Source organism: Streptomyces pratensis, assembly GCF_016804005.1.
Taxonomy (GTDB): domain Bacteria; phylum Actinomycetota; class Actinomycetes; order Streptomycetales; family Streptomycetaceae; genus Streptomyces; species Streptomyces pratensis_A.
In genome coordinates this window covers 3,291,326-3,304,407 of sequence record NZ_CP051486.1, presented here as the reverse complement: position 1 = coordinate 3,304,407, position 13,082 = coordinate 3,291,326, and the positions used below count along the sequence as shown (strand labels likewise).

The following is a 13,082-nucleotide window of genomic DNA, read 5'->3' as shown; positions in this document are numbered from 1 at the left end:
TCAAGCCCCCTGGAGCCAGTTCTTGACGGTGGAGATCAGCCGTGCCGGCTCGGGGCCGACGGGCGTGACGTTGAGCATGGTGACCCCGGCCTCGCGGAAGGCCTCGATGCGGTCGCGCACGTAGCCCTCTGGGCCGCACAGCGTCATGAGCTCGCAGAATTCGTCCGGGACGGCGGCCTCGGCCTCTCTCTTCTTCCCGGAGAGGTAGAGCTCCTGGATGGTGGCGGCCTCCTTCTCGTAGCCGTAGGCGACGGCGAGGTCGTTGTAGAAGTTCTTGCCCGGCGCGCCCATGCCGCCGACGTACAGCGCGATCTGCGGACGGGCGAGGTCCCTGACGGCGGCCGCGTCGTCGCCGATGGCCAGCAGGCCGCCGGCGACGGTCTGCAGGGGGCCGAGCGCCGGGTCGCGCTTCGCCGCGCCCTCTGCCAGTGCCGTGCCCCAGACCTGCTCGGCCTTCTCGGGGATGTAGAGGGTGGGCAGCCAGCCGTCGGCGATCTCGGCGGTCAGCCGGACGTTGGCGGGGCCGAGCGAGGCGACGTAGAGGGGGATGGTCTCGCGCACCGGCCTGGTGAGGATCTTGAGCGGCTTACCCAGCTTGCCGCCCTTCTCCTTGGGCAGCGGCATGTCGGTGATGCCGTGGTGGTCGATGACCTCGCGGCGCCAGATCCGCCGGCAGAGCTCGACGGTCTCGCGGGTCCGGCCGAGCGGCTTGTCGTAGGGCTTGCCGTGCCAGCCCTCCACGACCTGCGGGCCCGACGCACCGAGCCCGAGCAGCGCCCGGCCGCCGGACACCGCGTCGAGGCCCGCGCCGGTCTGGGCGATGAGGGCGGGGGTACGGGAGTAGACGTTGAGGATCGCCGCGCCGATCTTCAGGTGCTGGGTGCGGGCGGCGAGGTAGCCCATGAGGGTGGGCGAGTCGAAGCCGTACGCCTCGGCGACCCAGACGGCGTCGAGTCCTGCGGACTCGAGCGCGGCGACCTCGTCGCAGGCGGCGCGCGGGTCGCCCGCGTAGTTCAGCGGCAGGGAGAGTTCCATCAGCCGGTCGTTTCCTTCCCGGTGGTGAGCAGGCACGGCACGTCCCAGTCCGCGGCGACGGCCTCGGTGTCCGCCCCGGGCAGCGCGGGTCCGCTGCGTACGGAGACGGGCGTCGCGGAGAAGCGGGGGGCGGGGGCGGGCTGGGTGAGACCGCTGTGCTCCACATAGGTGGAGCGGGCGGCCAGGTGGGGGTGGCGGGGTGCCTCACGGAGCGAGAGGACGGGCGCCACGCAGGCGTCCGTCCCCTCGAAGGTCTCGGTCCACTCGGCGCGCGTACGGGTGGCGAACCGGTCGGCGACGAGGGCGCGCAGCTCCTCCCAGCGCCCGAGGTCGTTGCGGTCCGGGGCCTCGTCCCCGAGGCCGAGGAGCCCGGCGAACTCCTCGTAGAAGCGCGGCTCCAGAGCCCCGACCGCCATGTACAGGCCGTCGGAGGTCTCGTACGAGCCGTAGAAGGGGCAGCCGCCGTCGAGGAGGTTGGAGCCGCGCCGGTCCTGCCAGCTGCCGGCCGCCAGCATGCCGTGGATCATCGTGGCGAGATGGGCGGCGCCGTCGACGATGGCCGCGTCGACGACCTGCCCGGTCCCGCCGGGCGTACGGGCGTGCTGGAGGGCGGCGAGCACGCCGACGACGAGATAGAGCGAGCCGCCCGCGTAGTCACCGACGAGGTTGGCGGGCACCGTGGGCGGTTCGCCGGATCTTCCGATCATGGACAGGGTTCCGGTGAGAGCGATGTAGCCGATGTCGTGTCCGGCCCGCTCGGCCAGCGGACCGTCCTGGCCCCAGCCGGTCATCCGTCCGTAGACGAGCTGCGGATTGCGTTCCAGGCAGGCGTCAGGACCCACACCGAGGCGTTCGGCGACGCCCGGCCGGTAACCCTCGATGAGAACGTCGGCCCGCTCGACGAGGTCGAGGACCTGCCCTGCTCCGCCGTCGGCCTTCAGATCGACGAGCACCGATCTCTTGTTGCGGTTGGTGAGGTCGAAGGCCGACTCGACGCCGATCACCGAACCTCCGGGCCGGTCGACGCGCACCACGTCGGCACCGAGATCGGCGAGGAGCATCGCGGCGAACGGTCCCGGGCCGATGCCCGCCAGTTCGACGACGCGCACCCCGGCCAGCGGGCCCCGCGGTCCCTGTCCTGTCGTTGCCATCAAGCCCCCAGCGGTATGACACAACTGATGTAACATCGATGATGCTAAGAACGGACCGCGTTCCGCACAACCCTTTTGGCCGAGCAAGCGCTTAGTTCTTTCCCCGGATCCTCTCGCACCGGAGCCCGCCCGGCCGCGCGGCACCACGAGGGTCTCCGCTAGCCTCTGCCTGCTACATCGGCGCCGGCCCCTGCGGAGGCACGCATGAACAGGCAGAACGGGGCGGAACGCCCCTATGACGTCGTCCTATTCGGAGCTACCGGCTTCGTGGGCGCGCTCACGGCCGAGTATCTCGCCGCACATGCTCCGGACGGCTGCCGCTGGGCCCTGGCCGGCCGCAGCCGCGGCAAACTGGAACAGCTGCGCGAGCGCCTCACCGAGAGCCACCCGCACTGCGCGGACCTGCCTCTGCTGACGGCCGATGCAGACGACGCCGGAGCCCTGCGTGAACTCGCCGAGTCCTCGCACGTGGTGGCGTCGACGGTCGGACCGTACGTCTGGTACGGCGAGAAGCTGGTCGCCGCCTGCGCGGAGGCCGGCACCGACTACACGGACCTCACCGGGGAGGCGGAGTTCGTCGACCGGATGTACCTGGAGCACGACGGCCGGGCCCGCGAGACGGGCGCCCGGCTCGTGCACGCCTGCGGCTTCGACTCCGTACCCCACGACCTCGGCGTCTACTTCACCGTCCAGCAGCTCCCGGAGGGCGTCCCGCTGACCGTCGACGGCTACGTCCGCACCGGCGCGGTCTTCTCCGGCGGTACGTTCGCCTCGGCACTCACCGCGATGGGCCGCGGCCCACAGACGATGCGGGCCGCGCGGGAACGGCGTCTGCACGAACCACGCCTGGTCGGCCGTCGTGCCCGCGCACCAAAGGGAGCACCGCACTTCAGCGCGGAGACCGGCACCTGGGCCCTTCCGCTGCCGACCCTCGACCCCCGCGTCGTGGAACGGTCGGGGCGCGGACTGGAGCGGTACGGCCCCGACTTCCGCTACCGGCACTTCGCCTCGGTGAAGCACCTGCCGGTGGCGCTGGGCGGCGCGGCGGCGACGGTACTGCTGGTGGGAGCCGCCCAGATCCCCGCCGCGCGGCAGTGGCTCTCGGCCCGGGTAGAGCCCGGCACTGGCCCCGACGAGCGGCGCAGGCAGCGCAGCTGGTTCACCGTCCGCTTCATCGGGGAGGGCGGCGGCAGGCAGGTCCTGACAGAGGTCTCGGGCGGCGACCCCGGCTATGGCGAGACGGCGAAGATGCTGGCCGAAGCCGCTCTGGCGCTCGCCCTCGACGACCTGCCGGCGACGTCGGGTCAGGTCACGACGGCCGTGGCGATGGGCGATGCGCTGCTGGAGCGGCTGCAGGCGGCGGGGCTGCGCTTCCGGGTCGCGGCGTCGCGCTGAGCACCGGGGGGCGGCCGCACCCGGTCAGAGCATCCAGGACGCCAGCGTGACAACCATGGACACGGTCCAGCCCGCGCCCGCGAGGACGCCCAGGGTCATGCCCACGGCGACGCCGCGCTGGGAGAGACGTACGGTTCCGGTGCTCATCTGAGGCGCGTGGTGGTCGATCATGTGTACCAGCCTGCCCTTGATGTTCGACGGGGAACATCCGTACTTGTACTCAGTCGGCAACAGAACCCCGAGCGGGGCCACGTCGGCCGATCGCTTCCCGGAGCGCGGACCGGCACAGCGCGTCCGCCCTTCGTGTCGTCTCCGGCTGACGGAAGTCCCGCGCCAGCGCGAGCACATGGGCGCAGGCGTTGTCCAGACCGGTGCGGTGCCCGACGGAGACAAAGACGGGCTTCGTGCCGTCCTGCGTGCGCAGGGCCCGGCCCACTTCCTCGTCGCCGTCCATCAGCGGGGTGAAGTCACCACGCCGGGGACCGGGTTGCTCGTAGCGGAAGGTGAAGGGGTTCTTCGCGACGCCGATGACCGGGAGACCGGTGAGCACACCGAGATGGCTGGCGAGCCCGAACCTGCGCGGGTGCGCCCGCCCGTACCCGTCGCAGACGACGAGCCCCGGGTCCACCGGCAGGCCCTCCAACGCGGCCAGGACGGCCGGGATCTCGCGGAAGGCGAGCAGCCCGGGGACGTACGGGAACGTCACACGGCCGTCGGCGGTGGACTCGGCGATCACATCCAGGGTCGCCGCGTCCAGGACCACGGCCGCCGCGACGACGAGGTCCCGCTCGTCGTCGTAGGCGACGTCGACCCCGGTGACCCGGCCGCTTCCCGGCGGCGGCCCGGGCTCGCCCAGCACCACCCGTGCACGCAACGCGTCCTGGACGGCGCGGGCTTCGCCCTCGTCGGCGGGCATCCGGAAAGTCGTCATGACGGGCCAGTCTAGGCGGCCCGGCGGCCCGGGGATCATGCTCGTAGGCGAGTTGACGGCACCGCGCCGGCCGAGCGCGCGGACGCCCCCATGACGGCGCACATCACCTGGTCGTCACGCCGGGCCGGCGGTCCACGGCCAGGCGGCACGGCTGCCCGCCTCGATGAGACCGACCATCCTGAACGCTGCGTCCGTGAGGCCGCCGAAGGTGTGCCGGTGGGGGCCTGTGGGGCCGTGTGCGGGCAGGTATCCCGCCAGGTTCCAGGTGTAGACCGGGGTACCGTCCGGCACCGGGTCCTCGGGCCTGCCCGCGCCGTGGGGTGCGGCCTGTTCATCGGTGACGACCAGGACCCTGTCGTGCCCCGTGAAGTGGGTACGCACCGCTTTCGTGGTCTGGGTGCCCCCGAGGCGATGGAATCGTTTCAGCACTTCGAGCACCGGTTCCCCCGCCCGGATCGCCACCGCCGCGCTGGACCAGCCGTACTCCACCAGGTCCGCCTGCTCGGCTCGCAGCGCCAGCGCGGCACCGAACACGGCCGCCGCGTCGGCCCGGGTCAGTTCGGAGCGCTCGGAGACGGTGTCCCAGAACATCGAGTCGGACCGGTCCACCAGGACCAGCGTCCGGCCGGGCAGGGCTGGTACACCGTTCAGCGAGTGGCCCAGCGCCCGTTCCAGCGGGTCCGCCCAGCGCGGCGACGGCGCGTGCCGGTGGGCGGCCAGGTAGCGGAAGGGGAACTGCCGGGACCTGGCGACCTCGGTGGCGTCCGAGAGCCTGGCTGCCACCTGTGCCGCGACCTCGTCCCGGACTCCCGCCTCGTCGAAGTTCCGCAGGTTCCGCAGGAGCGCCATCGGCCCCATCGAGGGGATCACGGCCTCCCAGACGGCGGCGTCCATCGGCCCCCGGAGCCAGCCCGCCGTGGCCTCCCAGGTCATGCCCGCCCCGGCCAGCCGCTCGGCGCCGTCCGGTCCGGTCACCAGGCTCCGCCGCTCGTCGGCCGGCAGATCCGTCAGCGCCCGGTGAGCGGTGAGCATCCGGTCGGAGGCAGGCGGAACCGCCTTGTCCGGGTGATGGCGGCGGTCCAGCGCGTGTTTGAACAGCGCCCCCTGCCAGGGCTTCCCGGGATCGGGGGAGGCATGCACCAGGTTGAGCACGTCCCCGAAGCGGAAGCCCTTGGACGCGGTGTCGTACTTCAGGAGCGACCTGGAGGTGTACAGCCGGCGTACGGCGTCGGCGACGCCCCGCTTCACTGGCTGCGGCACGTTCCGCCCGTACACCGAGGTCCAGTGGGCGAGCAGTTCACCGGGCTCGTCGGCGCGCTGGAGCACCGAGGCGATCACGGACCGGTTGGAGGGGCCTTCCGACGTCCCCGCGTCGAGCCGGGCCCGGACGTACGCGGCGGCACCCACCAGGGACGCCGTACGCATGTTGCCCTCGCTCCGGAGCCAGCACAGCAGGCCGGCCGTCCATGCCGGGTCCTCGACGGCGAGTCCGCCCACGAGGCGGGCGAACCGCTCGTCGCGCTCCTCGCCGCTCTCGTAGTAGGTCCGCTGCGAGACGAAGTTGCCGACGGCCAGCAGGAAGAGCTCCTCCCGGGGTTCCCGGACGTAGGCCCGGCCGCCTTCGTACGTGTGGGTGGCGGACCCGGTGCGGCGGTTACGGAGCCCCGGGTCCGCCGGGGTTCGGGCGGCCGCCGAGACATGCGGGGCCACGAGCATCTCGGTCCAGATCTTCGAGACGCGCTGGGTGTGACGAGGCAGTGAATCCCCCCGGATTCAGGGAAGGGACCATCCCCCGGTCGCGTGTGCGACGGGGACGGTGCGGGAAACGCCGCGCCGCCCGAGATCAACAAGAGGGCTGCGGCGTGACTTGGTTTCAGAAGGAAGTAGCCACAGCCGGGCGCATCGGGGGCGCGGTCGCACTGCCACCCTAGACGGGCCGTGGGACCGCGCACCACTGATTTACGTCCGCCCCGTCCGCCCCGTCCGCCCCGTCCGCCCGTCCGCCCGTCCGCCCCGTCACGGACGGCGTCCTCCCCGCCTCGCCCGACGCCGGAACTCCCTACCGGCCGGCAGCGCGTGTGGTGAGGTCCTCGTCCGTGATGGGGCGAACCACCCGGCAAGGCGTTCCGAGCGCGACGGTCATCGGCGGAATGCTGCGGCTGACGACACTGCCCGCGCCGATGACCGACCCGTACCCGATGCGGACTCCGGGCAGGATCACCGCGTTGCTGCCGATCCACACCTTGTCCTCGATCACGATCGGCTCGGAGAACCGCCCGAAGTCGGCGCGCCGCGTGGGATGTACGGGGTGTCCCGTCGTGGTCAGCGTCACGCCGGGAGCGATCATGACGTCGTCGCCGATGTGGATGTCCACGTCGTCGACGAACGTCAGGTTGACGTTCCCGAAGAAGTCGTCGCCGATGTGGACGTTGCTGCCGAACCCCGCGTGGAACGGGGGCAGGAGCACCGTGCGTTCGCCGACCGAGCCGAGGATCTCGACCAGTAGCGACCGACGTCTGTCCGCCCGGCTCGGTGGTGTGCGGTTGTACTCGAATATCTGGTCCGTCCGGCGCAGGGGGGCGAGGAAGGCCGCTTCCGACTCCGTGTAGACGAGCCCTTGGGCGATCCGGGCGAGAACTTCCTCGTCATGAGCATCCGTCACAGCGGAACGGTCCCTTCGTCAACTTCTTCGGTACAGCTCGGCCGGCTCCGGGCGACCGCGCGCCAGGAGCCCGTGTGCACCGCCAGGACACCGGGCCCGTGAGCCCGCGACGACACGGACGGGCATCCCTCGTGCGACGGCCTGGGACGCTACCGCAGCCGCGCGACCCTGCCCTTCTCGCCCGCGGCCCAGCAGCCGCCGTCCGCTGCGCAGTCGACCGTGTCGTACGAGCCGGTGTCGACGGTCCGCCAGGTGCGCCCGCCGTCGCGGGTGACGTCTGTGCCGGTCGGCCCGACGGCGAGTGCCGACCGCCGGCTGTGCGGCAGCCATGCGACACCCGACCGGTAGGCGGGCGGCGGTGCGGCCGCGCTCCGCCAGCTCCGGCCCCCGTCCCCGGTGACGGACGCGGCGTCCGGGGAGGCCTGGTCCGCCCGGTAGTCTCCGCCGACCGCGATGCCGTGCGTACGGTCCCGGAAGGCGACACCGAACACCCCACGCGCCGGATCTCCCGCAGGGATCCGCGACCCCGCCTCGGTCCAGGTCAGGCCCCGGTCGCCGGAGTGCAGCACGCGTGCCGCCGCCGCACCGCCGGTGGCGAGCCAGACGTCCTTCGTGCCCGAGCTGACGAGGCATTGGCCGCTCGCGGCGAAACCGGCCTCGCCGGGCTGGGCCGCGGGCATCCCTGCGTCGGGCAGCACCCGCCAGTTCCGTCCGCCGTCCGAGGTCGACAGAATGCGGAACTTCCCGTCCACCGGGTCGCTCATCGCCAGACCGTGACGGCTGTCGAAGAAGGTCAGACAGTCGTAGAAGGCCCGTTCGTCGGGGTTGCGGAAGGATTCGGTCCAGGTCCTGCCCCCGTCCCCGGTACGGAAGACCCGGGACGCCTCGCCCTCGCCGATGGCCAGGGCGACGGCGTGCCGCCGGTCGAAGGCCTCGATGTCACGGAACTCCAGACCGGCCGCGCCCTCCGGCGAGACATCACGCCAGTGGCGTCCACCGTCCGTGGTGCGCAGCACCGTACCCCCGGAGCCCGCGACCCAGGCGGTCGTGTGGCCGACGGCGTCGAGCCCGCGGAAGCGAGCCTCCGTTCCCGTCGCCGTGAGCGCCCATTCCGGTTCGTGGCGCTCGTGCCCCTCCGGCGTGGCCTGCGCCGACGGTGCGGCCAGGGCGGCGGTCACCGCCGCGCCGCACATCCCCAGCGCCCACAGCCTTCTCGTCTTCCCCATGGCCCTCATGGCGCTGGAAGCTAACCCACCGGCGGACAGGCGTCCAGGGTGCGCCGCGCGAAACGGGGCAGTTGATCAAAGGGGGCGATGGCGGTGACGCAGCTCACGCCACCCGCCAGTGCACGGATGGAGGCGTTCCGTCGTCTACTCCAATGCCGGGAACCGTTGTCCGAGGCGAGAGGGAGCAGGTCTTGTCCAGCCTTATCGAGCAGTCCGTACAGGCCCGTATGGTCGCGTCCGCGCCGCGTATGGAGACCCTGCCGGCCACTCTGCACTACGACCGCAAGGACCCTTTCGCCGTCCGTATGGCGTTCCCGGCGCCGGCGACCCTGGAAGGCACCGAGGTCTCCTGGGAGTTCTCCCGCGAGCTGCTCGCCACGGGCATGGACGCACCGGCCGGCGTCGGTGACGTACGGGTCCGGCCGTTCGGGTACGACCGTACGGTGCTGGAGTTCCACGCGGTCGAGGGAATCGCCATGGTCCATGTCCTGACGTCCGAGCTGCGCCGCTTCCTGAAGCGGGCGCAGGAGCTGGTCCCGGTGGGGGACGAGTACCGCTTCCTGGATCTGGACGGCGATCTCAGCGATCTGCTGGGCGGGGCTTCCTGAGGGCGGGCTCACCTGACGGAAGGACGGCCGGAATTCGGTTGCGAGGCGACGGGGCCCGCTCGTAACGTCACCGGTGTCCCTGTTGTCGTCGGATCGGAGAAGGACGTTGCTCCACATCTGAGGTGTCCGCACACCGTGCCGCGTGCCCTGACGCGCGTGCCCCTGCGTGACCCCCGATGTCCGAGCCGTTCTCCGTGATTCCCCGACGCATCCGGGAGGCCCCTGTGCCTGCATCCACCACGCATATCCTCTGCTCCTCGCTCTCGTTCGCCTGGCCCGACGGGAGCGAGGTCCTCGACGGCTTCCAACTGGCCGTGGGACCGGGCCGGACCGGTCTCATCGGTCTCAACGGTTCCGGCAAGTCGACCTTGTTGCGACTGATCGCAGGCGAACTCGTCCCGACCGGGGGACACATCAGGACGGCCGGCGACATCGGGTACCTCCCCCAGGATCTCGTACTGGACACCTCCCTGCGGGTGGACGAGGCGCTGGGCGTCGCCACGGCACGGGCGGCGCTCCACGCCATCGAGGCCGGCGATGCGGGCGAGGAACACTTCACGGCGGTCGGGGACGACTGGGACGTCGAGGAACGCGCCCGCGCAGTGCTCGACGAGCTGGGCCTGACCGGTATCGGTCTCGACCGGACGATCGGCGAGCTGTCCGGTGGTGAGTGCGTGCTGCTGCGCCTGGCGGCCCTGCTGCTGGCCCGGCCGTCCGTCCTCCTGCTGGACGAACCCACCAACAACCTCGACCTGTACGCCCGCGGGCGCCTGTACGACGCCGTCGACGCCTGGGCGGGTGTGCTGGTCGTGGTCAGTCACGACCGGGAGCTGCTGGAACGCGTGGACCGGATCGCGGATCTCCGCGACGGCGCGGTCACCTGGTACGGCGGCAGCCTGTCGGCGTACGAGGAGGCGCTGGCCGTGGAACAGGAAGCGGCCGAGCGCATGGTGCGGGTCGCGGAGGCCGATGTCAGACGGCAGAAGCGCGAACTGGCCGACGCACACGTCAAGCTGTCCCGGCGCAAGCGGTACGGGCAGAAGATGTGGGACACCAAGCGCGAGCCGAAGGCCGTGATGGGGCAGCGCAAGCAGACCGCCCAGGAGTCGGCCGGCAAGCACCGCATCATGCACACCGAGCGGCTGGCCGAAGCGGTGGACCGCCTCGACGAGGCGGTCGAGGCGGTACGGGACGACGAGGCGATCCGGATCGAGCTGCCGGACACGCGGGTGCATCCGGGCAGCGGCGTGCTGGTGCTCCGCGATCTCGAACCGGCCCACGGTGCACCGATCCGGGGCGAGTGGGAGCTGCGTGGTCCGGAGCGGATCGCGCTGACCGGCCGCAACGGCGCGGGGAAGACGACGCTGCTGCGCACCATCGCGGGCGAGCTTGATCCGGTGTCGGGCGAGGCGACCGCCCTGGTTCCGGTGGGCTACCTTCCACAGCGCCTCGACGTCCTCGACGACACGCTGTCGCTGGTGGGCAACGTGGCACGCGTCGCGCCCGGCACCACGGACAACGGCATCCGGGCGAGGCTGGCGCACTTCCTTTTCAGGGGCGGGCGCGCGGACCGTCCCGCCGGCGCGCTCTCCGGCGGTGAGCGCCTCCGGGCCACACTGGCGGCGCTGCTGCTCACCGAGCCGGCCCCTCGGCTGCTGATGCTGGACGAGCCGACGAACAGCCTGGACCTGTCCGGCGTGCACCGCCTGACCTCGGCGCTCGGGGCGTACCGGGGAGCCCTGATCGTGGCGAGCCACGACGTTCCGTTCCTGGAGTCGCTGGGGATCACCCGGTGGCTGCTCCTGGACGGGGACAGGCTCCTGGACATCGACCACGGAGAGCTTCCGGGGACAGAGGGCGAGAGCACCTGACTTACCCCCTCCGTTTACGCCCATGACCTGCATGGATAACCGTGAGTGATCGCGCGCCGCGAGGGCCGGGCTTGGCTGCACCCTTACCGTCGCCTTAACCTACGGTCACGTAACCTACGAAGCCGTAGGTAATTCTCCCGTCCCCAGGAGCACCCGTGACAGTCACCTCTCCCCATCTCGGCAGTTCGAAGGCGTGGACGGACGCCCAGCTGCTGTACGCACTGGAAGAGGTGGTGGAGAAGGAACTCAACCGCCATCTCAAGGTAGCCAAGGACTGGATGCCCCACGAGTACGTGCCGTTCTCCGACGGCCGCAACTTCCCCGGCCTCTTCGAGGACGGGGAGGCCTGGGAGACCGGCCAGTCCAAGGTCACCGACATCGGGCGCATCGCCCTCGTCGTGAATCTGCTGACCGAGGACAACCTCCCCAGCTACCACCACGAGATCGCCTCGCTCTTCGGCCGCGACGGCGCCTGGGGGACCTGGGTGCACCGCTGGACGGCGGAGGAGGGCCGGCACGGCATCGTGATGCGCGACTACCTGCTCACCTCCCGCGCCGTCGACCCGGACAAGCTGGAGCAGTTCCGCATGGCGCACATGGCGGAGGGCTTCGAGTCCGACAACCGCCACTCGATGCTGCACTCCGTGGCCTATGTCGCCTTCCAGGAGCTCGCGACCCGCGTGTCGCACCGCAACACCGGCCACCAGTCGGGCGACCCCGTCTGCGACCGGATGCTGGCACGGATCGCGACCGACGAGAACCTGCACATGGTCTTCTACCGGAACCTGCTGGGTGCCGCCTTCGAGCTGGCCCCGGACCTCACGATGCAGTCCGTGCGCGACGTCGTCGTCAACTTCCGGATGCCCGGACACGGCATGCCCGGTTTCGAGCGCGCCGCCGCGCAGATGGCCATCGGCGAGATCTACAACATGCGCATCCACCACGACGACGTGATCCAGCCCGTCCTGCGGTACCTGAAGGTCCTCGACATCGACGGCCTCGGCCCGGAGGGCCTCGCGGCGCAGGAGGAGCTCGGTCTCTACATGAACGGCCTGGACAGCGAGGCGTCGAAGTTCGACGAGAAGCTGGCGGCCCGCAAGGCCCGCGTGGCGGCCCGGGCCGCTCAGGGCTGACCCGTCCACAACTGCCCGGACGGGCTCGGGATCCGCTCCCCGACCCGCCGGACCGGGGCGGCGTACGCATCACGCGTGCGCCGCCATTTCGCGTCAGGCTGCCCCCACAGCCTTACGGAACGTACTCTGTGCCGGTGAAACCTGTGACGCGTCTTGTTCTCTTCGGTGCACCGATCGCCATCGTCGCTTCGATCCTGTTCAACGGCGGCGACTCCGAGCCGCCTACGGTGACCCGACAGGCCGACGGCCCGGGGAAAGCCGGCGCGGCGGAGCCGGAAGCGGCCGGACAGGCCGACGCGCGGGCCGACGAGATCGACGCGCTCCCGCCCGGGCTGGCCGCGCCGGCCATGAAGGAGACCGCCTCCCGTCTCGTCGCCAGCGCGGAGGCGTCCACCCTGGACTGGCGCAGTCAGTACGGAGCGATCGAGGACGTCGGCGACGGCACCGGCTACACCGCCGGAATAGTCGGCTTCTGCTCCGGGACCAACGACATGCTGCAGCTGGTCGAGGCGTACACCGAGGAGCATCCCGACAATCCGCTCGCGCCGTTCCTTCCTGCCCTGCGCGCGGTCGACGGCTCCGACTCGCACGAGGGTCTCGACCCCGGCTTCACGGACGCCTGGCGCGAGGCCGCGCAGGATCCGGCCTTCCGCAAGGCTCAGGACGCGACGCGCGACAGGCTGTACTTCGAGCCCGCGGTCCGGCTGGCCAAGATGGACGGCCTCGGCACCCTGGGACAGTTCATCTACTACGACGCGATGGTCCTGCACGGGCCCGGTGTCGAGGCGGACGGCTTCTACGGCATCCGCGACGCCGCGATGAGGGCGGCGGACACGGCGGCGGAGGGCGGCGACGAGACCACGTACCTGAACGCCTTCCTCGACGGGAGCCGGTCGGCGATCAAGGCCCGCAAGGTGCAGCGGGACACGACCCGGATCGACACGGCGCAGCGGGTGTTCCTGCGCGACGGCAATCTCGGGATGGAGAAGCCGCTGGTGTGGCAGGTGTACGGCGAGACCTTCCGGATCACCTGACGGAGAGTTCCGGGCTGTAACAGGCCGCTCGGGGAA

At 71.3% G+C, this 13,082-nt stretch carries 12 protein-coding genes; 5 read left to right on the top strand and 7 right to left on the bottom strand.

Translation table 11 applies throughout. From position 1 onward, the window contains the following. Entirely contained in the window at positions 1–1,035 is a 1,035-nt protein-coding gene (locus HED23_RS14130) for an LLM class F420-dependent oxidoreductase (protein ID WP_203183775.1), read from the bottom strand. Further along, the gene (locus HED23_RS14125) at positions 1,035–2,186 is read right to left on the bottom strand and encodes a CaiB/BaiF CoA transferase family protein (protein ID WP_203183774.1); all 1,152 of its coding nucleotides are present in this window, start codon (positions 2,184–2,186) and stop codon (positions 1,035–1,037) included. The genes HED23_RS14130 and HED23_RS14125 overlap by 1 nt, the downstream gene beginning before the upstream one ends. Before the next feature lie 204 nt (positions 2,187–2,390). Between HED23_RS14125 and HED23_RS14120 the strand changes: the two genes are divergently transcribed. Next, positions 2,391–3,581 (top strand): saccharopine dehydrogenase family protein, encoded by a 1,191-nt coding sequence (locus HED23_RS14120; RefSeq protein WP_203183773.1) that lies wholly within the window; start codon positions 2,391–2,393, stop codon positions 3,579–3,581. Between the two features lie 24 nt (positions 3,582–3,605). On the opposite strand, the gene mmpA is transcribed toward HED23_RS14120, so the two are convergent. From mmpA to HED23_RS14095, 5 genes are all read right to left on the bottom strand, one after another. Then, on the bottom strand, positions 3,606–3,752 hold the full coding sequence (gene mmpA / locus HED23_RS14115) for a morphogenic membrane protein MmpA (RefSeq protein ID WP_014152821.1): 147 nt from the start codon (positions 3,750–3,752) through the stop codon (positions 3,606–3,608). A gap of 49 nt (positions 3,753–3,801) precedes the next feature. Then, positions 3,802–4,512, bottom strand: a complete 711-nt coding sequence (locus HED23_RS14110) for an endonuclease V (RefSeq protein WP_203183772.1) — start codon at positions 4,510–4,512, stop codon at positions 3,802–3,804. Positions 4,513–4,626: 114 nt separating this feature from the next. Further along, entirely contained in the window at positions 4,627–6,228 is a 1,602-nt protein-coding gene (locus tag HED23_RS14105; protein ID WP_203183771.1) for a TROVE domain-containing protein, read from the bottom strand. Positions 6,229–6,571: 343 nt separating this feature from the next. Next, positions 6,572–7,174 (bottom strand): sugar O-acetyltransferase, encoded by a 603-nt coding sequence (locus HED23_RS14100; RefSeq protein ID WP_203183770.1) that lies wholly within the window; start codon positions 7,172–7,174, stop codon positions 6,572–6,574. 149 nt (positions 7,175–7,323) lie between these two features. Continuing rightward, entirely contained in the window at positions 7,324–8,409 is a 1,086-nt protein-coding gene (locus tag HED23_RS14095; RefSeq protein WP_203183769.1) for a WD40/YVTN/BNR-like repeat-containing protein, read from the bottom strand. Positions 8,410–8,591: 182 nt separating this feature from the next. Here HED23_RS14095 and HED23_RS14090 point away from each other — a divergent pair, with 182 nt between their 5' ends. The 4 genes from HED23_RS14090 (at position 8,592) to HED23_RS14075 (ending at position 13,046) form a co-directional block, all read left to right on the top strand. Further along, positions 8,592–9,008: an SsgA family sporulation/cell division regulator gene (locus HED23_RS14090; protein ID WP_203183768.1), complete on the top strand. Its 417-nt coding sequence runs from the start codon at positions 8,592–8,594 to the stop codon at positions 9,006–9,008. Between the two features lie 224 nt (positions 9,009–9,232). Next, complete coding sequence (locus HED23_RS14085) at positions 9,233–10,879, top strand: ABC-F family ATP-binding cassette domain-containing protein (protein WP_203183767.1); 1,647 nt, start codon at positions 9,233–9,235, stop codon at positions 10,877–10,879. 155 nt (positions 10,880–11,034) lie between these two features. After that, on the top strand, positions 11,035–12,012 hold the full coding sequence (locus HED23_RS14080; RefSeq protein WP_203183766.1) for an acyl-ACP desaturase: 978 nt from the start codon (positions 11,035–11,037) through the stop codon (positions 12,010–12,012). Positions 12,013–12,155: 143 nt separating this feature from the next. Continuing rightward, entirely contained in the window at positions 12,156–13,046 is an 891-nt protein-coding gene (locus HED23_RS14075; protein WP_238442267.1) for a chitosanase, read from the top strand. Positions 13,047–13,082 lie beyond the last annotated feature (36 nt).